Source organism: Actinoallomurus sp. NBC_01490, assembly GCF_036227085.1.
Taxonomy (GTDB): Bacteria; Actinomycetota; Actinomycetes; order Streptosporangiales; family Streptosporangiaceae; genus Actinoallomurus; species Actinoallomurus oryzae.
In genome coordinates this window covers 3,430,100-3,454,551 of record NZ_CP109433.1, presented here as the reverse complement: position 1 = coordinate 3,454,551, position 24,452 = coordinate 3,430,100, and the positions used below count along the sequence as shown (strand labels likewise).

The following is a 24,452-nucleotide window of genomic DNA, read 5'->3' as shown; positions in this document are numbered from 1 at the left end:
TGAACGGAGGAGCCCACCCAGCAGCCAGCCGGGAGCCATCTCCAAACCCGGCCCTTCAGGACCGAGTCAAGTTGACACGCGCGCCTGGATCAGGCCGTGGGTGCCGCTCGTCCGCCAGTCGCCGCCGGACGCGTCGAGCGAGGACAGCGTCGCGGCGTCGACGCCCGTCACGACGTCGGACTTCAGCGTGCGCAGCGCGGCCACCGGCCCTGGGAAGTAGGCGGTGACCTCGGCGAACGGCGTCGTCGGCGGCCAGGCGAGGTCGCCGACGAGGCGCCGGTAGTTCAGGTCGCCCTTCATGATCGTGAGTGTGCGGCCGCCGAACTCCTCCGCCAGGTCGGCGGGCATGTGGTGGTACGACCACGGCGCGCAGAAGAACGCGTGGGCGCGGAGGCGGAGGCGGCCCGTGCCGATCGCCTCGGACAGCCTCCGCTCGACGGCGGCGGCCTCGCCGTCCGCGGCGGCGAGGCGGCGCAGGCAGGCGACCAGGTCGGCCGTTGTCGCGTCGGAGACGTAGTACGGATGCGGCTTCAGGTGCAGCGTCACGGTCGCGGCCAGGCCGGTGCGGAGCAGGTGGTCGATCAGCAGCAGGTCGGCCAGCAGCTCCCGGCCGGCGTTGTCGGCGACGACCGCCACGTGGTCCGGGCCGCCCGCGTCGAGCGCGGACCACACCAGGGCACCGTCGTCGGCCACGAGGCCGCCGGAGGCGGCCGGCCCTCCCGCGGCTCCGAACAGGAAGCCCAGGTCGGCCTGGTTGCCCCACAGCGAGGCCGGCAGAAGGGCCTGCCGCTCATCGGCGGCGGGCCGCCGATGAGCGGGCACGGCGACCGTCGCGTCACGGAGTTCCGCGGTCTTCCAGTACTCGAACGGGTCGACCCAGAACCAGGGACCGGGCGTGAAGAACTCCACCGCCTCCAGCAGCCGCCGGTAGAAGTAGGACTCCCACCACAGGAACGGCACGTCGGCCCACGGACGGCCGAAGTAGGCGGCGCCCCAGCGGTCCCAGCGGGCACGGTCGGGCGCGCCCTCGCCGAGCGGCCGCATCGCACCGGAGGCGATCTCCTCCCGCAGCGCGTCGAGCGCGCGGCGCTGCCCCGGCCCGTACGGGTGCCGGTCGCGCACCTCGGTGATCAGCGTCGGGGTGCGCTCACGCAGCACCCGCCGGCCGTAGCCGCCCGGACCGTTGCCGAGCGGCTCCGGCGCGTCGGGTGGCAGGGCGAAGCCCGGTGCCGCGGGTTCCCGGGGGTCGCTCTCGGGGTCGGTACGGCCGGCCATGGTGAAGCCTCCCTCTGGAGGGGCCGAGGCCGTCTCGGACCCGGCGTCCAGGGCACCGCCACCTCCGTCGTCCGGGCGAACGTTACCGCCGGCCGCCGTTCAGTACCCGGTCGAGGCTGATCGGCAGGTGCCGGTGGCGTACGCCGGTCGCGTGCCAGACGGCGTTGGCGATGGCGGCCGCGCCGCCGACGATGCCGATCTCGCCGAGCCCCTTGATCCCCGAGGGGTTGTAGGTGTCGTGGTCCTCGACCCAGTCGGCCTCGATGACGGGAACGTCGGCGTTGGCCGCCACGTGGTAGCCCGCGAGGTCGCCGTTGGCCAGGCCGCCGGAGACGTCGTCCCGCGCGCCCTCCTCGTGCAGTGCCATCGACAGCCCCCACGTCATGCCGCCGACGAGCTGGCTGCGGGCGGTCAGCGGGTTGACGACCCGGCCCACCGCGAAGATTCCGAGCATGCGGCGCACGCGGACCTCGCCGCTGAGCGGGTCCACCGCGACCTCGGCGAACTGGGCGCCGTACCCGTGGCTCTCCCGCTGCTCACGGGCGCCGAGCAGCTCCGTGGTGTCGGCGCCGGCCGTGATCCCCTCCGGCGGGACGTCGATAACGTCGGCCAGCTTCTTGCGCAGCGCGACCGCCGCCTCGGTGATCGCCCAGGCCCACGACGCGGTGCCCATCGAGCCGCCGGCGAGCCACGCGGGGCCGAAGTCGCTGTCCGCGATCCGTATCCGTACCGACCCCGGTGACACGTCCAGGGCGTCGGCGGCGATCTGGCTGAGCGCCGTACGGGCGCCGGTGCCGATGTCGGCGGCGGTGACCCGTACGGTGAACGTGCCGTCCGCCTCGGCGGTGATGGCCGCCGTCGACGCCCCGACCCCGGCCGAGTGGGCGGAGGACGCCACTCCGGTGCCGAGGAGCCAGCGCCCGTCCCGGCGGACGCCCGGACGCGGGTCGCGGTCCGCCCACCCGAAGCGGCGCGCCCCCTCCTCCAGGCAGCCGACCAGGTTGCGGCTGCTGAACGGCAGCCCGGAGACCGGGCCGACCTCGGGTTCGTTGCGGATGCGGAGCGCGATCGGATCCACGCCGACCTCGGCCGCCAGCTCGTCCATCGCCGACTCGACGGCGAACGACCCGGGAGTCCAGCCGGGCGCGCGCATGAACGACGGCGTCGGCACGTCGAGCGGAACCACCCTGGTGCGCAGGCGGAACGCGTCCGCGGCGTACAGGATCCGGCTGTGTCGCGTGGACTGCTCGGCGTACTCGTGCACGGTCGAGGTGGCCGAGGCCGTCTCGTGCTCGAGCACCCGCAGGCGCCCGTCCGCGTCCGCGCCGAGCCGTACGCGCTGCGCGGTCGCGGGCCTGTGCCCGACCAGCGAGAACATCTGCCGGCGGGTGAGCACCACCCGGACCGGCCGGTGGAGCACGGTCGTGGCCATCGCCGCGAGCACGGCGTGCGGGAGCCGCAGGCCCTTGGAGCCGAAGCCGCCGCCGACGTGCTCCGACCGCACCCGCACCTTGTCGGCGTCGAGGGAGAACAGCTTGGCCAGGACCTGGGCGACCGCGTAGGAACCCTGGTTGGAGTCGACCACCTCCAGGCGGCCGTTCTCCCAGCGCGCCATCGCGGCGTGGGGCTCCATCGCGTTGTGGAACTCCTCGGGCGTGGTGTACTCCCGGTCCACCACGACGGCCGAGGCCGCCAGTTCGGCGTCGGGGTCGCCCTGGTCGACGTCGGGCATGGCGAGAGGGCTCGGCGTCGTCGGGCGCAAACCGGGATGGTCGGCCCGGAAGGCGGTGTCGTGCGGTTCCTCGTCGTAGGTGATGACGAGGGCGTCGGCGCCCTCCCTGGCCTGCTCCTGGGTCTCGGCGACCACGAGGGCGACCGGCCAGCCGACGTGCGGCACGCGGTCGTCCTGCAGGAGCTGGAGGTTCGCGTCGGGGCCCATGACGCCCGCACCCGGTGTCAGGCGCAGCGCGTTGCCGTGGTGCAGGACGGCGAGCACGCCCGGCATCGCGAGCACGGCGTCGGCGTCGATGGAACGGATCCGGCCGCGGGCGACGGTCGAGGTCACGAGCCACCCGTGGGCGAGCTCGGCGAACGGGATGTCCGCGGCGTAACGGGCCTCCCCGGTCACCTTCGCGCGGCCCTCCCGCCGGGTGTGCGGCGTACCGGTCGCGGAGGTGCGGGGCGGCGCGGCGGGGGTGGTCATCGAGCGGCCTCCTGAAGCTCGGTGAGCGTCGAGACGACGAGATTCCGGATGAGCGGCACCTTGTACCCGTTGTGCGCCAGGGGCCGGGCGGCGGCCAGCTCGGCGTCGGCCGCGGCGGCGAACGCCTCCGGAGTGGCCGGGCCGCCGGTGAGGGCCCGCTCGGCCTCCCGCGCGCGCCAGGGCCGGGACGCGACCGCGCCGAAGGCGATGCGCACGTCGCGTACGGTGCCGTCCTCGACGTGCAGGGCGGCGGCGATCGAGCCGTTGGCGAAGGCGTAGGAGGCGCGTTCGCGCACCTTGCGGTAGCGGGACCGGGCGGCCACCGGGGCGGCCGGCAGGGTCACGCCGGTGATCAGCGCGCCGTCCGGCAGCGCGGTCTCGCGGTGCGGAGTGTCGCCGACCGGCAGGTAGAACTCCGCGAGCGGGATCTCGGCGGACCCCTCCGCCGTGAGGACGCGGACGACGGCGTCGAAGGCGGCGAGCGCGACGGCCATGTCCGAGGGGTTCGTGGCCACGCAGTGCTCGGACCAGCCGAGGATGGCGTGGTTGTGGTGCTCGCCGTCCAGCGCCGAGCAGCCGCTGCCGGGCTCGCGCTTGTTGCAGGGCCGGCTGAGGTCGGTGAAGTAGCCGCAGCGGGTGCGCTGGAGCAGGTTGCCGCCGACCGTGGCCATGTTGCGCAGCTGCCCGGACGCGCCGGCGAGGAGAGCCTCGGCGAGCGCCGGGTAGCGGTGCCTGACCTCGGGGTGGGCGGCGAGGTCGCTGTTGGTCATCGTCGCGCCGATGGTCAGCGCGCCGTCGTCGGCGACCTCGACCCGGTCCAGCGGGAGGCCGCGCACGTCGACCAGCAGCGCGGGGTTCTCCACGCCGGTCTTCATCAGGTCGACGAGGTTGGTGCCGCCGCCGAGGAAACGCGCCTCGGGCTCGCCGGACAGCAGCGCGACCGCCTCGTGCGCGTCGGCGGCGCGCCGGTAGTCGAATTCCCTCATGCGGTCACCTGCTCGTTCTTCGCGGCCTGGGTCACGGCGCGGACGATGTTGACGTACGCGCCGCAGCGGCAGAGGTTGCCGCTCATGCGTTCGCGGATCTCCTCCTCGCTGACCTCCGGAGGCCGCCGTACGTCCTCGGTGGCGGCGCTCGGCCACTCCCGGGCGAGCTCCTCGATCACCGCGACCGCCGAGCAGATCTGGCCGGACGTGCAGTAGCCGCACTGGTAGCCGTCGAGGTCGAGGAAGGCCTGCTGGACCGGGTGCAGCCGCTCTCCGTCGGCCACGCCTTCGACCGTGGTCACCTCGCGGCCCTCGGCGGCGACCGCGAGCTGCAGGCAGGAGTTGACCCGCCGGCCGTCGAGCAGCACCGTGCAGGCGCCGCACTGGCCCTGGTCGCAGCCCTTCTTGGTACCGATGAGGTCGAGCCGCTCCCGCAGGGCGTCGAGCAGGGTGGTGCGGTTGTCGACCGTGAGGGAGTGCGTCTCGCCGTTGACACGGAGCGAGATCGCCGTGGACTTGGTGGAAGTCATTCACTCTCCTGGGGCGGAGCGCCGTCTCTTGGGAACGTTCCGTCGCTCGTTCCCGTCATGCCGTCGGGTATGTCTGTCCTCGCCATGACCGGTGCGGACAGGGTGTTGGTGGTCATCGATGGTCCTGTTCTGGACGGCGCGACCTGCCCTTGCGCCGCCGGTAACCGGAGACTCCTCCGCACCGACCACCCTAAGCGGAGGAAACTCCGAATGGCAACCGAGGCGGATGCCCGCAGGCGCGGCGGAACGTCCGGGGACACAGGAGAACGGCTCAGGGGCGCGGAGGTACGGCCGGGGACGCAAGAGGACGGCCAGGGGCGTCGGGCCACCGTCAAGGACGCGAGGGCACCGCCGGGGACGTGGAAACACGGCCGTGGCCCGCCCGCGATGACGCGGACGGGCCACGGGTGTCACGCCGGAAGCCGGTCAGTTTCCGGGCGCGCCGTCTCAGCGGTGCCAGTGGTGCCACCCACCGTGGTGCCACCGGCCCCAGCCGTAGCCGGGCGCGTACGTGACCGGCGGGTAGTACGTGGTGGGCGGGTAGTACGTGGTGGGCGGGTAGACCTGTACCGGCGCCGGCAGGTAGGTGGAGCACCAGGCCGGCGGGACGTAGCCGGGCGTGGTGACGTAGCAGGCTGCCGGGTACGAGACGGCGTTCGGGCTGGCAGCAAGACGGTCCGCGTGAGCGGGACCGCCGAGCAGGATGACGCCCGTGGCCGCCCCTGCCAGGATCCCTGTTGCGGTGAGCTTCTTGAGCACTGATTTCCCCCTAAATCGTGACTCTCGATAACCCCGATCACGGGGCCACGACCAAGTGGTATCCAGATACCGACCACCGACACCGCCGCCACCCGACGCGTGATCAATTCGTAATGCTAAGTGTCTGTTATGCATGCTTTCACGGCACATTAGATGCCCTCTGACCTGCGAAGACATGGTCGCTGCGTGACCCCACCGGCGCGCTATTACGGAGCCGACAAATCCCCCTGCGATAGGGGATTCGTCGTGCCGATTACCGTGTACGTGAGTTTCACCAGAAATCCGCATCTTTTGTACCCTTTCGTCGCATGGGACGCCATCGCCCGGCTGGACGCGACGCCCAGCGAGGGGGCACCCGGTGGACATCCGGGCCGGTACGGGGGGCGCGATCACGCCGAGCGGACCGGCCCGGCCCCCGCTCGTTCTTCTCACCGCCCGGCATCGCCGACGCCCGAAGAAAACGAAAAAGCCCAGGTCAGACGTATATTCATTGCACCCTCGCCGATCACTGCGGGGGAACCGTCCACGGCACCCGCGAGAACGTCACCAGGACCAAGGTGTTGACACGCCCTGCGACCGCCCGGTTAGTTTTATCAAATGTTTGACACAACAGGACGCCCCGAGCGAGACCGGACGGCGGTCGGCGACGGTCCGGTTGCGGGCGTGCGCGTCGTTGACGCCGCAACGATCTATGCCGGGCCCATGATCGCGACGCTGCTCGGTGACTTCGGTGCCGACGTCGTCAAGGTCGAGCACCCGCGGGGCGACGGGATCCGGCAGTGGGCGTGGCACAAGGACGGCGAGTCGTTGTGGTGGGCGCTGACCGGACGCAACAAGCGTGGGATCAGCCTGGCACTGTCCGACCCGCGCGGCGCGGAGGTGCTGCGCAGGCTGCTCGCCGGCGCCGATGTGTTCATCGAGAACTTCCGCCCCGGCACGCTGGAGCGCTGGGGTCTCGACCCCGAGGACCTGTTGCGGATCAACCCCCGGCTCGTCGTGGTCCGGGTGTCCGGTTTCGGGCAGACGGGTCCGTACCGCTCCCGACCAGGATTCGGAACCCTCGCCGAGGCGATCTCCGGATTCGCCGACACGAACGGCCCGGCCGATGGACCTCCGGTGCTCCCCCAGTGGCCGCTGGCGGACGGCGTAACGGCGCTGGCCGGCGCGTTCGCCACGATGGCGGCGCTGCGCCACGCCGAGCGGACCGGCGCGGGTCAGGTCGTCGACCTGTCCATCTACGAACCGCTGTTCTGGATCCTCGGCGCTCAGACCACGGCATACGACCAGCTCGGCGTCGTGCCGACCCGGCGGGGCAGCCAGACCGACTTCAACGTCCCGAGGGGATGTTTCCGCACCAGAGACGGGCGGTGGGTGGCGCTGTCGGGTGCGACGACAGCCACCGGCCGGCGCATCATGCGCGCCGTCGGACGGGACGACACGGCGGACGCGCCCTGGTTCGAGGACATCACCGGACGCCTGGCGCACCGCGAAGAGATCGACGAGGCGATCGCGAGCTGGGTCGCCGAACGCGACAACGCCGAGGTCCTCGCCACGTTCCAAGGCCTTGGAGCCACTGTGGGTCCGGTCTACTCCGCCGCCGACATCGCTGATGACCCCCACTTCATCGAGCGTGGCAGCGTCACGACGGTCGACCATCCCGCCCTTGGCGCGATCAAGATGCAGGGTCTGATCGCCAACCTCACCCGGACGCCGGGCGCCATCCGCACGCCCGGTCCCCGCGTCGGCGAGCACACCGACGAGATCCTCCTCCGCGAACTCGGCATCGAACCCGACGAGCTCGCGCGACTGCGGGCGGACGGCGTAGTCGGTCCGAGCACCACGCGCCCGGCCACCAGGGAAGCGATCCCCGACCCGTTGCCCGGCAAAGAGCCCGTCCCGCGGAACGGCAACGGCTGACCGCCCACGGTGAAGTCCGCCGTCCCCGAACGGGCACCGGCGCACCTCTCCTTCCCCGCCTTCCCCCACTTCGTCCGACGAGAGGACACCCGATGTCCGCGATTGCCGTCTCCTCCCCCCGGCTGGTCCGCCGCGTCGCGCTGGCCAGCAGCATCGGAACGATGCTGGAGTACTACGACTTCTACCTCTACGGCGCCCTGTCCGCGACGATCTTCGGATCGCTCTTCTTCCACAGTGACAATCCCGCCGTCGCGACCCTGCTGGCCCTGGCGACCTTCGGCGTCGGGTTCGTCGCCCGCCCCATCGGGGGGATCATCGCGGGGCATTACGGCGACCAGATGGGCCGCAAGTCCGTGCTCATCGCGACCCTGGCGCTCATGGGTGTGTCGACGGTCGGCATCGGCCTGCTTCCGACCTACGGCACGATCGGCGTCTGGGCACCGGCGGCGCTGGTGCTGTTGCGCGTACTGCAGGGCCTGGCTCACGGCGGCGAGTGGGGTGGTGCGGTAATCATGACCGTGGAGCACGCCCCGGAGGGGCGCCGCTCCTTCTATGGCACATGGCCACAGATGGGTGTGTACGCCGGCATCGTGCTCGCCAACCTCGTACTGGGGCTGTTCCTTCTGCTGCCCGACGACCAGTTCCGGACGTGGGGCTGGCGGGTGCCGTTCCTGCTGGGCTTCGTCCTCGTCGTCGTCGGGCTCTATCTGCGCCGCTCCATCACCGAGTCGCCCGAGTTCGTGCAGGCCAAGGCACTCGCCAAGGAGCCGGTCAAGCTGCCGGTCATGGAGGCGCTGAAGACCGCGCCACGCGGCATCCTGGTCGTCTTCGGTGCCAAGGCCGCCGAGACCGCGGCGTTCTACCTGATCACCGTCTTCGCCCTCACCCTGGCCGACCAGAGTGGCCGCATAAGCGGATCGGCCGCGTCGAACGGCGTACTGGCCGCCGCGGTCGTGGCGATCGGCACGGTTGGGCTCTTCGGGGTTCTCTCCGACCGCGTGGGGCGCCGGCCGATCTACCTGTTCGGCGCCGCATTCATGGCCCTCTTCGCGTTTCCGTTCTTCTGGTTGGCCAGCGCCGGGTCCACGGCGACGCTCTGGATCGCGTTGATCATCGGTCTCGCGATCGGACACGCGTCGATGTACGGGGCGCAGTCCGCCTACTTCTCCGAACTCTTTGACGCTCGGGTCCGCTACAGCGGCGCCTCGCTCGGTTACCAGGTGGGCGCGGCCCTCATCGGTGGATTCACCCCGCTGATCGCCGCCGCGCTGCTGCTGCGCAGCCACGACGAGCCGTGGCCCGTCGCGCTCTACATCATCGCTCTGTGCCTGGTCACCGTCCTCGTGGTCGGAATCTGGGGCAAGGCGCGCGCCGGAACACACCGATCCGTCACCGCGCCTCCCGACGACCCGGCCGGCGACCACACCGACACCGTCAACTCAGACCACGGAGCATCCGCGTGACCGCATTCACCGTGAACAGCGACCGAACACTGCCCGACCACACCCGCGCCGCCGTCGTCCGCGCCTTCGGCGAGCCGATCACGATTGAGGAAGTGGCCCTGCCACCTACCGTCGAGGCAGGTGGCCTGCTGGTCGAAGTCGTGGCCTGCTCCCTGTGCGGCACCGACGTGCACTGCTGGGAGGGCTCCCTCGCGATCAAAGTCGAACTGCCGCTCATCCTGGGCCACGAGATGGTCGGACGGATCGTCGCGATCGGTGCCGGAGCCGACGTCGACTCGGTCGGGCAGCCGCTCGCCGTCGGCGACCGGATCCTCTGGAGCCACGTCTTCTGCGGACGCTGCGAGATGTGCGCACGCAAGCACCCCGCCCTGTGCCGCAACCGGATCGCCTACGGCCAGGACACGATGACGAACTGGCCCCACCTGCTGGGAGGGTTCGCCGGTCACGCGTATGTGCTTCCCGGGGCGGGCCGGGTCCGGGTACCCGACGCCGTCTCCGACGACCTCGCCAGCATGGCCAGTTGTGCGCTGCGCTCGGTGGTCAACGCCGTCGAGCAGGCCGGCCGGATCGGCCCGGAGCAGACCGTGGTGGTCCAGGGCGCGGGCCCGCTGGGGATTCTCGCCACCGGGCTGTTCGCCCAGGCGGGCGCCGCCCGGGTGATCACGGTCGGGGCGCCCGCGGCCCGGCTGGAGTTGGCCGGCGCGTTCGGGGCGGACGAGGTGATCTCGCTGGAGGAGGTCCCGGACCCCGCGGACCGGATCGCCCGCGTCCGGGAGGCCACCGGCGGCGGCGCCGACCTGACCGCCGAGTTCTCCGGCCACCCGGCGGCCTTCGCCGAGGGGGTCGAGATGGCGGCTCCCCTCGGGCGTTACCTCGTCGTCGGACAACTCGGCGCGGGCACCACGGCAGTGGCGCCGGGCACCATCACCAAGAAGAACCTCACCGTCATCGGCTCCTTCTCCGGTGACATCTCGCACTATCACAAAGCGCTCACCATCCTCGAACGCTACGCGGATCGGCTCCCGTTCGACCGACTGATCAGCGGGCGCTACCCGCTCGACCAGGTCAACACCGTGATCGAGCGGATGCAGTCCTTCCGTGAGATCAAGCCGGTCCTACTGCCCGGCGTCACATCGTGACCACCGGGTACCCCACCGACACATCGAGAGGACCTCTCGCATGACCATCCAGAACCACGCAGGCGTCGACCTCGTCACCCGGCTGGCGTCCCCTGACCCCACCGCGGCGGTCGTCCCGCTGCGCATGTACGTCGATGGCGTCTGGACCGAGGCCGAGGACGGTTCCACGTTCGACTCGTACGAGCCGGGCACCGGCCGCGTCTGGGCGAGCCTGCCGCGTTCCGGAGCCATCGACGTGGATCGGGCCGTCGCCGCCGCCCGTCGTGCGCTGGACGGTGAGTGGTCGAAGGTGAGCGCGGCCGACCGGGGCCGCTTCCTCCTCCGCATCGCCGCGAGGGTCGACCACGAACGGGACCGGTTGGCCGTGATCGAGTCTCGCGACAACGGGAAGCCGATCCGGGAGGTCCGCGCCGAGATCGACGGGATCGTCCGGTACTTCGAGTACTTCGCGGGTGTCTGCCAGACGGTGCTCGGCGAAACCCACCCGCAGGCGGCCTCGGTGTTCAGTTACACCCGCCGGGAGCCCGTCGGGGTGGTCGGCGCGATCGTGCCCTGGAACTCCCCGCTGCTCATGCTGGCCTGGAAGCTCTGCCCGGCCCTGGCCGGCGGCAACACCCTCGTGCTCAAGCCGGCGGAGGAGACCTCCGTCTCCGCCCTCGTGTTCGCGCAGCTGATCGAAGAGGTGGGCCTGCCCGCTGGCGTGTTCAACGTCGTCACCGGCATCGGCGAGTCCGCGGGCGCGGCGCTGGTCGCCCACCCCGATGTCGACAAGATCGCCTTCACCGGGTCCACGGCGGTCGGTAGGCAGATCGCCGCGACCGCGGCTGAGGACCTCAAGCTCGTCACCTTCGAGCTGGGCGGTAAGTCACCGACGTTGATCTTCGACGACGCCGACCTGGACGCGGCGGTGCACCGCACCGCGTACGGCATCTTCTCTGCCGCCGGGCAGTCCTGCCAGGCCGCTTCCCGGATCTTCGTCCAGGAACGCGTACACGACGAGTTCCTGGAACGCTTCTCCGCCCTCGCCCGGCGCATCCGGGTCGGCCATCCGCTGGCCGAGACGACCCAGATGGGATCGCAGATCTCCGCACAGCACCGCGACAAGATCGCCGCGTACGTCGAGAGCGGGCTCGACGAGGGCGCGACCCTGGTCTGTGGCGGCACTCGCCCCACCGATCCGCGACTGACCGAGGGCTACTACTTCACCCCAACGATCCTGGACGACGTACGTCCCGAGATGCGGATGATCCGCGAGGAGATCTTCGGCCCGGTCACCGGAGTGGCGACCTTCACCGACGAGGCCGACGCGCTGCGCCAGGCCAACAACACCGAGTACGGGCTCGCCGGCTCGGTCTGGACCCGAGACATCGCCCGCGGCCACCGCGTCGCCGCTGGCATCCAGGCCGGCCTGATCTGGGTCAACACCACCCGTACCATCAACCACCTCGTTCCGTTCGGCGGATACAAGCAGTCCGGATACGGGCGTGAGGGCGGGCTGCAGGTCATGGAGCATTACACGCGAGTCAAGTCCGTGTGGGTGGATCTGCAGCAGGAGTTGCCCAACTGGTACGGCGACTGAGCGGGAGGGATCATGGATGACCTGACCGTGCTGCTCTCCCCCGACAGCCTCAAGGGCTCGCTCGGCGCCACTGACGCCGCGAGAGCACTGGCCGAGGGTTTCCGCCGCGCCAGGCCGGGCGTGACGGCGATCCCCATGCCGCTTTCCGACGGCGGAGAGGGGTTGGTGGACATCCTGCGGCATGCCCTCGGCGGCGAGCTGCGAGACGCGACCGTGTCGGATCCCCTGGGCCGCCCGGTGGATGCCCGCTACCTGGTCCTTGACGACGGAAGCGCGATCATGGAGAGTGCCGAGCCGATCGGGCTCACCCGGCTCACACCCGACGAGCTCGACCCATTCGCCGCGTCGAGCCGGGGCCTGGGTGAACTCATCGCCGCCGCCGTCACGGGCGGTGGCATCCGCGAGATCGTGCTCGGCGTCGGCGGGGTCGCGACGGTCGACGGCGGTGCCGGTTTGCGCGAAATCCTGGACAAGCTGCCGGTGCCGGTGCGGGTCGCCTCGGACGTACACAATCCGCTCCTCGGCCCCCGGGGTGCCGCGGCGGTGTTCGGACCGCAGAAGGGCGCGAGACCTGCGGACATTCCCCGCCTCGAGGCTCGGCTCGCCTCCATGGGTTTCGCTCCGGAGATCACGCGGCGGCCGGGAGCAGGTGCGGCGGGTGGCCTCGGCGCCATGCTCCTGTCGATGGGAGCCGAGATCACCTCCGGCATCGAACTCGTACTCGACCTCACCGGCTGGCACGACGCCGTGCGACGGGCCGACCTCGTCGTCACCGGGGAAGGATGTGTCGACCTGTCTTCGACCGAGGGCAAGGTCGTCTCAGGGGTCTGCGCCGCCGCCGACGCGAGCGGAGTCCCGACGGTCGTCTTCGGCGGCCTCGTACAGCCGGACGGGGCGGACCGGCTCCGCGAGGCCGGCGCGATCGGCGTGATCCCCCTCAGCGGCCGACCCACCCACGCCGCAGCCGACCTGACCGACCTCGGAAGCACTCTCGCCCACCTCACCAACGTTCGGATCGGAACCGCAACCCGATGACCAGCTCCCTGACCCGTACGACCCCACGGCTACGCACCCTGCTGTTCGTGCCCGGAGACCGGGCCGACCGCATCGGCAAAGCGCTGGCCGCGGGTGCCGACGGTGTGGCCGTCGACCTTGAGGACGCCGTCGCTGCGGCGGCGAAGGAGACCGCCCGCGGCAGCACCGCAGACGCCCTCGCCGCCCCGGCCCCGAACTGGCCGGCCGTCGCGGTGCGCATCAATGCCGTCGACACCGGGCTCGCCGAGGCCGACGTCGAAGCGCTGGCCCCGGTGATCGGCGCCATCGACCTGATCATCGTGCCGATGAGCTCGACCGCATCGGGGATCCGTCACGTCGCCACGCTGCTCGACCACGCCGAGGCCGCCGCCGGTCTGGAGCCTGGACGCACCGGCATCGTCCCGCTGATCGAGACCGCGGCAGGCATCCTCGACGCACGGGCCATCGCGACATCCGATCCCCGCGTCCGCACTCTCGCCTTCGGCCCGGCCGACCTGTCCCGTGAACTCGGTGTCACGCCGACCGCCGACGGCGAGGAACTCTTCGTCGCCCGGTCGCAGCTGGTCCTGGCGACCGCCGCCGCCGGACTCCCCGCCCCCATCGACGGACCGCACCTCAATCTCGACGATGACGACGGCCTCGCCCGGTCCGCCGCCCGGGCTCACCGGCTGGGATTCGGCGGGAAGCAGGTGATCCATCCCCGGCAGATCGGGACTGTCTCAGCCGCCTTCACCGCCACCGCGCAGGAACTCGCCTGGGCCCGGAAGGTCGACGAGGCGTTCCGCGACGCCGAGGCCGCCGGAGTCTCCTCCATCCGGCTCGAGGACGGTACCTTCATCGACTACCCCGTCGCCCGCCGCGCACGGACACTGCTCGGCACCGAGCGACAGAGGAGCAGCGAATGACCTCCCCCGCAGCCCCCCGCATCGTCGTGACCCGCGGGCTCCCCGCCGCCACCCTGCGTCCGCTGAGAGACCTCGGCGAGGTATGGATCTCCCCGCACGACCGGCCCCTCACCTCACCGGAGCTTCACGAGGCGGTCCGCGGTGCCTCCGCGATCGTCACCATGCTCACCGACCGCATCGATGGCGACGTGCTCGACGCCGCAGGCCCGTCACTGCGAATCGTCGCGAACACGGCCGTCGGCTACGACAACCTCGACCTGACCGCCTTCGCTCACCGAGGCGTGCTCGCCACGAACACCCCGGGCGTGCTCATCGACGCCACGGCGGATCTGACGATGGCCCTCCTGCTCACGGTTACGCGAAGGGTCGCGGAAGGCGATCGGCTCATCCGGTCCGGGACCGCCTGGTCCTGGGACATCTCCTTCATGCTCGGCGCCGGCTTGCAGGGCAAGCGGATCGGCATCGTCGGCATGGGCCGCATCGGGCGGGCCGTCGCGACCCGCGCGGCGGCATTCGGGATGGAGGTCGCCTACCTCGCTCGCCGGCCGCACACCGATCCGCCGGACGGGGCGCCGCTCACACTTCCCGAGCTTCTCGCGACCAGCGACATCGTGTCCCTGCACTGTCCGCTGACCGCCGAGACCCATCACCTCATCGACGCGGACGCCCTCGCCGCCATGAAGCCCGGTTCCTTCCTCGTCAATACCGCCCGCGGTCCGATCGTCGACGAGACCGCGCTTGCCCGGGCCCTCGCCGACGGGACGATCGCGGGCGCGGCCCTCGACGTCTACGAGCACGAACCTGAGGTACATCCGGACCTGCGCGAACTCGACAACGTCGTGCTCGCCCCGCATCTGGGATCGGCGACGGTGGAGACCCGGACCCGGATGGCCGAGTTGGCGGTGGAAAATGTCCGGGCTGTGCTGACCGGTGCCGGACCGGTCACTCCCATCGACTTGCCAGTAGGGTCGGGGTGACCACGAGAGGTAGTCGACCGAGGGGAGCTTCCGATGGCGAACAAAAACGGTCGCACTCCCCGCGATTCGATGACCAAATCTGAGGAGGCGTTCACCGCCATCCGCCGGCAGATCGAGCGCGGTCAGCTGCCGGGCGGGGCGAAGCTGACGCTTCAGACTCTCTCCGACGAGATGCAGATGAGCCTCACCCCGGTCCGGGAGGCCCTCCGGATGTTGCAGGCCCACGGGCTGGTCGAGTACCGGCCACACCACGGGCACGTGGTCACCCGCTACTCCATCCCCCGCGCCGAGGAGATCTACCTGCTGCGTCAGACCCTCGAACCGTTGGCCACCAAGCTCGCCGCGGAGCGGGCTACCGACGCGGAGATCGCGGAGATCCGCGACCTCCATGAGGAGTTCCGCGCCGCGGCGATGAAGGCCGACGGCGAGCACGGCGTGATCGTCGACCTGAACGCCCTCTGGCACCGCGCGGTGTACGAGGCCGCCCACTCCTCATTCCTCGATGACTTCATCGACAGGCTCTGGACCGGAGTCCCCTACCAGGCCATCTGGTTCATCCATCGCCGCCACCGGTCGTTGGCCGACCACGAGTCGATCACCTCCGCGCTGATGGCACGGCAGGCAGAGACGGCGGCCACGGCGATGCACGAGCACATCGAACGCGGCAAGTCCGCCACCATCGACCACCTGCGTGCCATCGGTGCCCCCGAGGAGTGAAGGACCAGGCGGGTTCCGCATCGCCTCCGCTCCGGGCCTCGGATCAGAACCGTGACACCGACGAACCAGCCGGACAAGAGCCGGCGTCCCGGCTAGGCCGTGCGCCGCTGACCAGCCCGAACGACCTTAGCCGTGGGCGAGGAGTCATACCCCGCGGAGTACGCGCTCGACCCGAGCATGACGTTTCCACAATGCGACCTTCTCGCTGTATGACGGCGAAGCCGATAACTCCCTGAGAAAAAGCTTTATCGCCCCGAATACCGCGTGCCCGAGTTTCGCCAAAATCTGCATTTTTCGTGAGCCTTCCGGCAGACAAAACGGCACCGCCCGACTGGACAAGGTGTCCAGCGAAGCATCCACCCGCCGGACATCCGGGCCGGTGCGGAGCGGCGCGTCGTGCTCGACAGTGTCGGAATCCGTCGAATCACGTCGCCGACCGGTCCGCCAGGAGCCCCCGATGTCTCTGCCCGCCGCACGCCCCCCTCGCCGATACGACCTGCTCGGCGCCCCGTTCGACGGCGGCTCGACGCTCGGCTGGCCGGGAAGCAGGTACGCGCCGGCGCGCGTCCGGCAGGCGATGGAGTGGATCCTGCAGCGCCGGGAGAACGGCGAGGTGTACTGCCTCGACCACGCGACCGTCCACCCGTTCCCGGACGACCTGCTGGAGGACCGGGGCGACGTCCACGTGATCGGCCATGACCTGGAGGCGACCCTGGCGTCGGCCGCCGAGGCGGTCGCCGGTTCCGTACGCGCGGGCCGGTCCCCCATCCTGCTGGGCGGCGACGACTCGCTGCTGTACCCGGCGGCGCGCGGCCTGGCCGAGGCGACGGACGGGACGGTGGCGATCGTCCACTTCGACGCGCACCTCGACCTGCTCGACGAGAACGAGCACCAGGGCCGGTACAGCCACTCCTCGGGGATGCGGCGCTCCTGCGAACTGCCCAACGTGGAGGTGGCCCGGTCGGTCCAGATCGGCTCGCGGCACTTCAACTTCCCCTCCTCGCTGCGGTTCCGCGAGAGCCGCGGGCTGCGCAACATCCCCGCGGCCGAGGTGCACCGGCGGGGCGCCGCGGCGGTGGCCGCGGACGTGGTGGAGCACGTGTCCGGCGCCGACCGGGTGCTGCTGGCGTTCGACATCGACACCATCGACCCGGCACACGCGCCGGGCGCCGGAGCGCACGAGCCGGGCGGGCTCACCTCCCACCAGGCGCTGGAGGCGGTGCAGTCGCTCGCCCCGTACGCGGACGCCCTGGTGCTGACCGAGGTCAACCCGCTCACCGACGTACGGGACCAGACCGCCAACCTCGCCGCCTACCTGATCGCCCACCACGTCATCCATGGCCGGCTCGCCGGATAACGTCGCGTACTGTCTCTGAGAGGTCCTCATGACGGACAAGCTGGTCATCGTCCTGTATTTCGTGGTCATGCTCGGCGCCGGGTACGCGGGCATGCGCCGCAGCCGCGACGCCGAGGACTTCACCGTGGCCGGCCGCCGCCTCGGCCCGTTCATGTACACGAGCGCGATGAGCACGGTGGTGCTGGGCGGCGCCTCCACCGTCGGCGGCGTGAGCCTGGGCTACCAGTACGGGGTCTCCGGCATGGCCCTGGTGCTGGCGCTGGCGTGCGGCATCACCGCGATCGGGCTGCTGCTGTCGAAGAAGCTGCTGCGCAACGGCATCTACACGGTCCCGGACCTGATCGGGCGGCGGTTCGGGATCTCCGCGCGCCACGTCGCGTCGGTGATCGTCGTGTTCTACTCGCTCATGGTCGGCGTAAGCCAGATCGTGGCCATCGGCACGGTGCTCAACGTCGTCTTCGGCCTGTCCCCGACGGTGGCGGCGCTGGCCGGCTGGGCGGTGATCACGCTCTACAGCGTCGCCGGCGGCATGTGGTCGATCACCCTCACCGACGTCATCCAGTTCGTGATCAAGACGGTCGGCATCTTCCTGATCCTGCTGCCGCTGTCGGTCCACCGGGCGGGCGGCTTCGGCCACATGCAGGCCCGGCTCCCCCACTCGTTCTTCTCGCCGGTCGGCATCGGGGTCGGCACGATCCTGGCCTACTTCCTGCTCTTCTTCTTCGGCTTCATGATCGACCAGGGCAACTGGCAGCGGCTCTTCACCGCGCGGAGCGAGAAGGTCGCCTTCTACGGCAGCATCGCCTCCGGCGTCTACTGCGCGCTGTACGGCCTGGCCGGCGCGCTGATCGGCACCGCCGCGCGGGTGATCCTCCCGGTACTGGCCAACCCCGACAACGCGTACGCCGAGCTCTCCCGCGAGGTGCTCCCGGTGGGCGTCTTCGGGCTGGTCATCGCCGCGGCCCTGGCGGCGACGATGTCGTGCGCGAGCGGCCTGCTGATCGGGGCGTCGACCGTGCTGACCAACGACGTGTACCGCCCGCTGCGCGGCGACCGGGCCGCCTCGGTGCGCGCCAACCGGGTCGCGCTCGCCGCGGTCTGCGTGGTCGCGCTCCTGGTCTCGTTCGCCTCCGGCAGCGTCGTCGGCACGGTCACGGTCGCCGCCGACCTCCTGGCCGCCGCGCTGTTCGTGCCGGCGATGGGCGCGCTGTTCTGGGCGCGGGCCTCCCGTACCGCGGCCCTCGCATCGATGATCGCGGGAGCCGCGGGCTGTGTCGCGTTCATGGTGGTCGACGGCCTGTACGCCAACGAGCCGGTGATGTACGGCGGGCTCGCGAGCCTGGTGGTCTTCCTGGCCGTCGGCGCGTTCGTGCCCGCCTCGTCCCCGCGGGACCTGGGGATGGGCCGGCCGGTTCAGCCGGCGTCGGTGGCGAGCGAGTGAGCCCGTAGCGCCAGGGAGAGCTCGAGGCGCAGGTAGGACGAGTCGAGGCTGCGGCCCAGCACGCGCTCCACGGTGTCCATCCGGGCCCGCAGAGTGTGGCGGTGCACGCCCAGCGCCGCCGACGCCTCACCCCACGACCCGTTGTGATCCAGGAACTCCCGCAGCGACTCGATCAGCGGGATCCCCCGGTCGCGCTCGACCTCCAGGAGGGGGTGCAGCAGGCGGCGTACGAGGACGTCGGCGCCGACGTCGCCGCCCGGTGCCAGCAGCAGCGACATCCCGTCGAAGTCCTCGATGCGCGCGATCCGCCGGTCCTCCTGGGACCCGATGTGCGCCGCCTGCTCGGCCTGCCGGCGCGACGGCGCCAGCGCGCCGGCGGCCGCCGGCGCACCGACCCCGACCCATCCCGGCAGCGTGGCGTCGGCCAGGGCGGCGCACGCGGTGTCGGCGTCGGAGGCGAGCACCAGCACCCGTCGCCGCGCGTCGGTGGTGGCCACCGCGCGGGCCCCGGCGGCGCCCAGCGCGGCGCGGACCCGGTCCAGCAGGCCGTCGGCCTCGCCCGGGGCGGGGACGACCGCCAGGACGGCGAGGTCGGCCGGGTCGAGTCCCCACGAGCGGACGTGGCGTGCCGCCGCGCCGGCGTCGAGGCCGTCGCGCAGCAGCTCGCGCAGGATCGGCTCGTCCACGCGCGACGCGCGGGCCGCCGCGATCCGGGCGTGCTCCAGCTCATAGGTGACCAGGGAGGCCGCCGCCGCCACGACCGCCTGCTCGGGCCCCTCCAGAGCGTGGTCCCGGTACACGACGAGGTGCCCGTGCTCGGCGCCGCGTACCCCGAGCGCCTGCCCGACCAGCTGGCCCGACGGCTCCGAGGAGGCCAGCGAGCGGATCCCCCGTCCCAGTGCGCGACGCACCTCGGGCACGCGCGCCTCCGCCTCGGCCGCCGCGGCCGGCGGTGAAACCGACAGGGGACGGCCGTCCCGGCCGACGATCGCGGCCCACCCGCCGAGCGTCCGCGCCAGTACGGACGGCACCCCGCGTACCGCCCCCTGCTCCAGCGCGGCCCGCGTCAGCAGGTGGTGGGCGCGCAGGGCACGCTGGAGCGTGGCCTGCCGCTCCTCGGCGATCCGGCCGGCGACGGCCTGCGAGATCGCGACGAACGGCGTCTCGTACGGGACCTCCACCACGCAGATCGACGCGGCGTCCGCGGCCTCCCGCAGCTCCGCCGGCACCTTGTCGAAGGCCACGCCGACCGCGAGCCCGATGCCGGCGGCGTCGATCGCGACGAGCCTGCGGGCGAGGTCGGCGAGCCGCCCCGGCTCCCGATGGCCCGTGGCGGTGGTGAGCAGGAAGGCGCCGGCCTCCAGCCAGGGCGTGGGATCGCCGACCTCGCTGGAGTGGACCCAGCTGATCGCGCGGTCCAGGCCCGCCTCCCCGGCCACCACCCGCAGCCGCAGGTCGGCGCGCGCGGCGAGCTGGCGAACCGTCAAAGGCATGGCGCATCCCTCCGTCTCCGGTACGCCCCCGCCCGGCGGCCACGACCGAATTCCTGGATGCTATGCGACCTGAACAGCTGCTCCATGAGCGGTGCCCGCCGCCGCGGAGCCGGCACCGGAAGCACGCCGGCTTTTGTCGTAGGCGCTTGCTGTAATCGTCTGGTGCCTCGACGTGATGATGGTGGGCGGGCGGTCATGCGGACCGCCCGCGTAGGTATGCGGGTCTCGGCCGAGCAGCGGCGCCGGTGTTTCGGGCTGCTGGTCGCGGCAGGGGACGTGTGGGCGTGTGTGCTGGACATGAACCGGCGGCAGCGGGGGCTGTCGGCGATTGTGGGTTATCAGGCGTTGTGCCGGGAGTTGTCGGCGGCGGGTCCGGGCACGTTCGGGGAGTTGGACTCGGTCGGGGCGCGGTCGGTGCTGCGGCGCTACAGCGACGCCTGGTTCGCCACCGCCGAACGCCGTAAAGACGGTGAGAAAACGGCACGACACCCGCGGCGGAAACGCCGGTTGATGCCGGTGCGTTACTACCACGGCACATTCACCCTCGATGGGCGGCGGTTGCGGCTCCCGACCGGTCGTGGGAGTGCGCCGTTGTGGGTGCGGTTGGACCGGCCGGTCCCCTACGAGGCTGGGCAGGTGCGGTCGGTGACGTTGATGGCCGAGGGCGGCCGGTTGTTCGTCGATGTCACCGCCGAAGTCCCCATCACCGCCTATCCGTCAGGACAGCAGCCGGATCCCGGGCGGGTCGCGGGAGTCGACCCGGGAGTGATCCACCCGTTCGCGGTGGCGGGCCCGGACGGGGAAGGGCTGGTGGTGTCGGGGCGGGCGATCCGCGCCGAAACCCACCTCCACCTGCGCGACACCAAACACCGGCGGCGTACGGTGGCACGGCGGGCACCGAAACCGGGTCAGGTGGGGTCGCGGCGATGGCAAAAGTACGGGGCCCGGCAACGCAAGATCGAGGCCCGCCACCGGCGGCGAGTACGCCAGGCCCAGCACGAGGCCGCCCGTCAGGTCATCACGTGGGCGACCGTACGCAGGGTCGGCACACTCGTGGTCGGGGACCCGCGCGGCGTCCTGACCCTCGCAGCGGGCGGCGGCACAACCAGCGGGTCCGCGACTGGCGGATCGGATATCTGCTCCGGTGTCTGGCCGACAAGGCCGAACAGGCCGGGATCGGCCTGGTGCTGGTGGATGAGCGGGGCACGTCCTCGACCTGCCCCACCTGCCATCAGCGGGTTCCCAAACCCAAGGATCGGAACTTCACCTGCATCCGTTGCGGGTTCAACGGGCACCGCGACCTGGTCGGCGGCGCCAACATCGCCCGGCGCGGCCCGGGCGGCACCATCACCACCAACACGAACACGTTCCCGGTGGTGATCACGCACCGTCGAGCCGGACGGCACCTCCCCGGTGCCGGACCATCCCGGCATGACCCCCGACGGTCCCCCCATCACGGCACCGCACCCGGGGTCCCCTGGCCGGCCGTGGCCCGCCCCACCACCCAAGGTGGGGAGTCGCTCGCCCCAGCGAGGATCAGCCAACCTCCTCTCCAACGAGGCAAACGTTGACTGACACGGCACTAGAAACGACGCCTGAACGGCATCGGCGCGCGCATCCGGATCAGCAGCAGGAGCGGCACCAGGACGTAAGGCAGGTTGAACGCGAGGAACTTCGCCGGATCGCCGGTGCGCATGGCCGGGTCGCCGAAGAACTCGACGCCGAACACGACGATCCCGGTCAGCGTGACGATCATCGTGGCGTACACCACCGCCGGCAGCTGGATCCAGTTCTTCCCGGTCACCAGGGCGAACACGAGGACCACGTAGAACGGCATGTAGACGAACGCCGAGAGCCCGGTGACGATCCGCATCCAGTCGGGCGGGTGCATGAACAGCGGGTCGGCGTCATGGGCGTACCAGTAGTTGGAGTCGACGAAGAAGTTGCCGGTCGGCCGCGAGAAGTCCACGCCCACGGTCGGCAGCAGATCGCTGATCAGTGACGTCACCGTGAAGACCGAGAACAGCACCGCGAAGACGATGTCGATCTTCCGGTCCCGCAGCGGCAGCGACACGCTCATGCCGCCGATCTTAGGCCCGCCACAGCGGAGGCATTCGGGTGTCGGTGGATGCGGGCAGCGGGACGCCGGGCTGGGGTGGACAACCGAAACCTGATGGTCGCCCTACTCAAGCCCGGTACCCTCGCGGGTCGCGGTGGGCCGGCCCGCGTCCGTCACCGCGAGGTACTGGAAATGGCTTCCACCGGCTCTCCGGCCTTGTCCCGTGGCGGCGTCGAACCCTCGTTCTCGGTGTTGCCCGGGAGACTGGACCGCGAGGACGGGAAACACGCGGGCCAGACCGCGGATCGTGGCCCAGGCGGGGTCGGGCGCCGCGCTGACGGTGAGGCGGAGTTCCGCGGTCAGCCGGGCTGCGAGGCGGCCGTTCCGCGCGCCGCCGCCGGTGAGCGTCAGTCCCTGCCGCCGGACGGCCGAGCGTTGCCGGCCGGGAAGACAGTCGATGATGTCGGTGACCGCGGACGCGAGGCGGTCGCTGACGTGGGCCGGCAGGCCGCCGGCGTCGGGCTCGGGGCGGTACTCCAGGGACCAGGCATAGGCGACGCGGGCTTCGCGGATCGCGACCACTTCGACGATCTCGGCGCCGATGTCCATCAGGAGCCGTGGGCCCGGGTCGCAGAGGGGGAATCCGCAGCCGGCCGCCGTGGCCAGCGGCCCGTCCATGGTCCGCACCGGGCAACCGGCGGCGGCGCGCACGGCGTCGGTCGCGGCCTGTCGCTGCAGCGCGGTCGCGGCGACCGGAGTGCCGATGAGTATCTCCCGCGGACTGAGTGTCTCCCGCAGACCGGAAGCGGCGTCACGCAGGAGGCGGCGGATGAGCCGCGTGCATCCGGCCTCATCCACCACGATTCCGTGACGGACCGGATGGCACCAGTCGGCTGTCTCGAACTGCCGGTGACGTTGGGCGACGATCGGCACCCGGGCGGGGTGGTCGACGACGGCACCGTTGCCGCAGATCATCGCCCGGGCTCGGCTGCTGCCCAGATCCAGGACCGCGAGAGGCCCGTCCGACGTCGCGGACGATGGTGAGCTGCCGGACATCTGGCTGTCTCCTTCACACGGCGCGGTCCCGGATCCGTTCGGGGGCGTCGTTCATCGCCGACGGCGCTGGCAGGTGACGCAGAATCGGGCATGGGGCAGGATCTCCAGCCGCCCGGCCGGTATGGGCGCCTGGCATGCGTCGCACAGCCCGTACGTGCCGTCGTTCATGCGCCGCAGCGCGGCCTCGACCTCTTCCAGGGCGCTTCGCGCGGTGTCCAGCTGAGCGAGCATCACCTCGTCGGTCACGTACTGTGGAGTCCTCTCGATCGCGGCGACCTGGGAGAGCCGCACCTCGCGTTCGTGCTCGAGCCGCCGGCGGGACTCCCGGGATGTGGCGTCCTCGTGGCGCTGCCGTCCGATGTCGTGGCGTGCTGCGTCCGTGGTCATCGCGATCTGTGTCCCTTTCCGTACTCGACGGCCGGCTGCGGCCGCCGGGCGAACGTTCCCTGACCTCCACCATGGGATCCGCCGGGGCCGGAACCTATGGGGGCCGGCACCCATCTCCGCCTGTGCCGGCCCTGTAGGTGAACGCCGACGGCGCGGCGGCGGAGACGATGGTGATGGGCTGGGGGCGTATGACCAGATCGAGGGAGGTGGCGCCATGCCGTTGTTCTGGCGGCTGCTGTGGCTGAACGCGCTGGTGGGCGGGGTCGCGACCATCTTGCTGATGGTGGGGCCGTGGACGGTGTCGGCTCCCGTGCGTCTGACCGAGGCGGTGGTGCTGGTGGCCGGGCTGGTGGTCATGCTGGCCGCGAACGCTCTGCTGCTACGCGTGGGGCTGTCTCCCCTGGGGCGGTTGACGCAGCTGATGACCACGATCGACCTGCTTCGTCCCGGTCAGCGTTTGCCCGTCACGGGCAGCAGCGAGGTCGCCGCCCTCATCCGGACCTTCAACGAGATGATCGGCCGGCTCGAGGCCGAGCGGAGCGCCAGCAGCGCCCGTGCCCTGTCGGCGCAGGAGTCCGAACGGCAGCGGGTCGCCCAGGAACTCCACGATGAGATCGGTCAGAGCCTGACGGCGGTCCTGCTCGAACTGGGGCACGCGGCGGACCTGGCCCCCGAGCCGTTGCGCGCCGACCTGCGGCACGCCCAGGAGACGACACGTGACAGCCTGAACGAGGTCCGCCGGGTGGCCCGCCGGCTCCGGCCCGGCGTGCTGGAAGACCTCGGCCTGGTCAGCGCGCTCACGGAGCTGACCACCCAGTTCAGCATGCATACCGGGCTCACCGTACGACGCCATCTCCGTACCGATCTGACGGACCTCGACCCTCAGATCGAACTGGTGCTGTACCGGGTCGCGCAGGAGAGCCTGACCAACGCCGCTCGGCACGCGGACGCATCGAATGTCGATCTCACGCTCGAGGCGAGTCCCGCCTGTGACTCCGTGCTGCTGTGCGTCGCCGACGACGGGCGCGGCCTCGGCCGGTACACGGAGGGATCGGGGATCCGGGGCATGCGAGAACGCGCGCTGCTGGTGGGCGGCCGGCTGACGATCGAGCCCGGCCGGCCGGCCGGTACACAGGTGCGCCTGTACGTGCCCGTTCCCGACAGGAGACAGTGA

At 71.3% G+C, this 24,452-nt stretch carries 21 protein-coding genes and 1 pseudogene; 13 read left to right on the top strand and 9 right to left on the bottom strand.

What is annotated here, in order from left to right:
- Positions 1–66 precede the first annotated feature (66 nt).
- The 5 genes from OG417_RS16530 to OG417_RS16510 all read right to left on the bottom strand — a co-directional run bounded on the left by OG417_RS16530 (position 67) and on the right by OG417_RS16510 (position 5,753).
- Positions 67–1,275 (bottom strand): damage-control phosphatase ARMT1 family protein, encoded by a 1,209-nt coding sequence (locus OG417_RS16530; protein WP_329256364.1) that lies wholly within the window; start codon positions 1,273–1,275, stop codon positions 67–69.
- Positions 1,276–1,357: 82 nt separating this feature from the next.
- Complete coding sequence (locus OG417_RS16525; protein WP_329256362.1) at positions 1,358–3,478, bottom strand: xanthine dehydrogenase family protein molybdopterin-binding subunit; 2,121 nt, start codon at positions 3,476–3,478, stop codon at positions 1,358–1,360.
- The gene (locus OG417_RS16520; RefSeq protein ID WP_329256359.1) at positions 3,475–4,464 is read right to left on the bottom strand and encodes an FAD binding domain-containing protein; all 990 of its coding nucleotides are present in this window, start codon (positions 4,462–4,464) and stop codon (positions 3,475–3,477) included. Before OG417_RS16520 ends, OG417_RS16525 begins: the two co-directional genes overlap by 4 nt.
- Positions 4,461–4,994 carry a (2Fe-2S)-binding protein gene (locus OG417_RS16515; protein WP_329256357.1) on the bottom strand — a complete coding sequence of 178 codons (534 nt, stop codon included), beginning with the start codon at positions 4,992–4,994 and terminating at the stop codon, positions 4,461–4,463. The genes OG417_RS16520 and OG417_RS16515 overlap by 4 nt, the downstream gene beginning before the upstream one ends.
- A 447-nt stretch (positions 4,995–5,441) precedes the next feature.
- Positions 5,442–5,753: a hypothetical protein gene (locus OG417_RS16510; protein ID WP_329256355.1), complete on the bottom strand. Its 312-nt coding sequence runs from the start codon at positions 5,751–5,753 to the stop codon at positions 5,442–5,444.
- Between the two features lie 663 nt (positions 5,754–6,416).
- Between OG417_RS16510 and OG417_RS16505 the strand changes: the two genes are divergently transcribed.
- The 10 genes from OG417_RS16505 to OG417_RS16460 all read left to right on the top strand — a co-directional run bounded on the left by OG417_RS16505 (position 6,417) and on the right by OG417_RS16460 (position 18,283).
- The gene (locus OG417_RS16505; protein WP_329256353.1) at positions 6,417–7,670 is read left to right on the top strand and encodes a CaiB/BaiF CoA transferase family protein; all 1,254 of its coding nucleotides are present in this window, start codon (positions 6,417–6,419) and stop codon (positions 7,668–7,670) included.
- 92 nt (positions 7,671–7,762) lie between these two features.
- Positions 7,763–9,133: an MFS transporter gene (locus OG417_RS16500; RefSeq protein ID WP_329256351.1), complete on the top strand. Its 1,371-nt coding sequence runs from the start codon at positions 7,763–7,765 to the stop codon at positions 9,131–9,133.
- A complete protein-coding gene (locus OG417_RS16495) occupies positions 9,130–10,272 on the top strand; it encodes a zinc-binding dehydrogenase (protein ID WP_329256349.1) in 1,143 nt (380 codons plus the stop codon). Before OG417_RS16500 ends, OG417_RS16495 begins: the two co-directional genes overlap by 4 nt.
- 40 nt (positions 10,273–10,312) lie before the next feature.
- Complete coding sequence (locus OG417_RS16490; protein WP_329256347.1) at positions 10,313–11,851, top strand: aldehyde dehydrogenase; 1,539 nt, start codon at positions 10,313–10,315, stop codon at positions 11,849–11,851.
- Between the two features lie 12 nt (positions 11,852–11,863).
- The gene (locus tag OG417_RS16485; RefSeq protein ID WP_329256345.1) at positions 11,864–12,886 is read left to right on the top strand and encodes a glycerate kinase; all 1,023 of its coding nucleotides are present in this window, start codon (positions 11,864–11,866) and stop codon (positions 12,884–12,886) included.
- On the top strand, positions 12,883–13,791 hold the full coding sequence (locus tag OG417_RS16480) for an HpcH/HpaI aldolase/citrate lyase family protein (protein ID WP_329256343.1): 909 nt from the start codon (positions 12,883–12,885) through the stop codon (positions 13,789–13,791). The genes OG417_RS16485 and OG417_RS16480 overlap by 4 nt, the downstream gene beginning before the upstream one ends.
- A complete protein-coding gene (locus OG417_RS16475) occupies positions 13,788–14,768 on the top strand; it encodes a 2-hydroxyacid dehydrogenase (protein WP_329256341.1) in 981 nt (326 codons plus the stop codon). The genes OG417_RS16480 and OG417_RS16475 overlap by 4 nt, the downstream gene beginning before the upstream one ends.
- Before the next feature lie 69 nt (positions 14,769–14,837).
- Positions 14,838–15,485, top strand: a complete 648-nt coding sequence (locus OG417_RS16470; protein WP_329256339.1) for a GntR family transcriptional regulator — start codon at positions 14,838–14,840, stop codon at positions 15,483–15,485.
- Positions 15,486–15,942: 457 nt separating this feature from the next.
- Positions 15,943–16,842: an arginase family protein gene (locus OG417_RS16465; protein ID WP_329256337.1), complete on the top strand. Its 900-nt coding sequence runs from the start codon at positions 15,943–15,945 to the stop codon at positions 16,840–16,842.
- Positions 16,843–16,870: 28 nt separating this feature from the next.
- Complete coding sequence (locus OG417_RS16460) at positions 16,871–18,283, top strand: sodium:solute symporter (protein WP_329256335.1); 1,413 nt, start codon at positions 16,871–16,873, stop codon at positions 18,281–18,283.
- On the opposite strand, the gene OG417_RS16455 is transcribed toward OG417_RS16460, so the two are convergent.
- On the bottom strand, positions 18,256–19,776 hold the full coding sequence (locus tag OG417_RS16455; RefSeq protein WP_329256333.1) for a PucR family transcriptional regulator: 1,521 nt from the start codon (positions 19,774–19,776) through the stop codon (positions 18,256–18,258). The two genes, OG417_RS16460 and OG417_RS16455, sit on opposite strands and share 28 nt — an antisense overlap.
- 57 nt (positions 19,777–19,833) lie before the next feature.
- Here OG417_RS16455 and OG417_RS54335 point away from each other — a divergent pair.
- Positions 19,834–20,838 (top strand): annotated as a pseudogene (locus tag OG417_RS54335) (RNA-guided endonuclease InsQ/TnpB family protein); the annotation flags it as partial.
- A complete protein-coding gene (locus OG417_RS54330; protein WP_442875693.1) occupies positions 20,799–21,347 on the top strand; it encodes a zinc ribbon domain-containing protein in 549 nt (182 codons plus the stop codon). The pseudogene OG417_RS54335 and the gene OG417_RS54330, both read left to right, overlap by 40 nt.
- 11 nt (positions 21,348–21,358) lie before the next feature.
- Here the strand turns inward: OG417_RS54330 and OG417_RS16450 are convergent, their stop codons facing one another.
- The 3 genes from OG417_RS16450 to OG417_RS16440 all read right to left on the bottom strand — a co-directional run bounded on the left by OG417_RS16450 (position 21,359) and on the right by OG417_RS16440 (position 23,278).
- Complete coding sequence (locus OG417_RS16450; protein WP_329256331.1) at positions 21,359–21,856, bottom strand: EXPERA domain-containing protein; 498 nt, start codon at positions 21,854–21,856, stop codon at positions 21,359–21,361.
- A 102-nt stretch (positions 21,857–21,958) separates the two neighbouring features.
- Positions 21,959–22,891: a rod shape-determining protein gene (locus OG417_RS16445; protein WP_329256330.1), complete on the bottom strand. Its 933-nt coding sequence runs from the start codon at positions 22,889–22,891 to the stop codon at positions 21,959–21,961.
- A 51-nt stretch (positions 22,892–22,942) separates the two neighbouring features.
- Complete coding sequence (locus OG417_RS16440; protein ID WP_329256329.1) at positions 22,943–23,278, bottom strand: TraR/DksA family transcriptional regulator; 336 nt, start codon at positions 23,276–23,278, stop codon at positions 22,943–22,945.
- Between the two features lie 214 nt (positions 23,279–23,492).
- Here OG417_RS16440 and OG417_RS16435 point away from each other — a divergent pair, with 214 nt between their 5' ends.
- A complete protein-coding gene (locus OG417_RS16435; protein WP_329256326.1) occupies positions 23,493–24,452 on the top strand; it encodes a HAMP domain-containing sensor histidine kinase in 960 nt (319 codons plus the stop codon).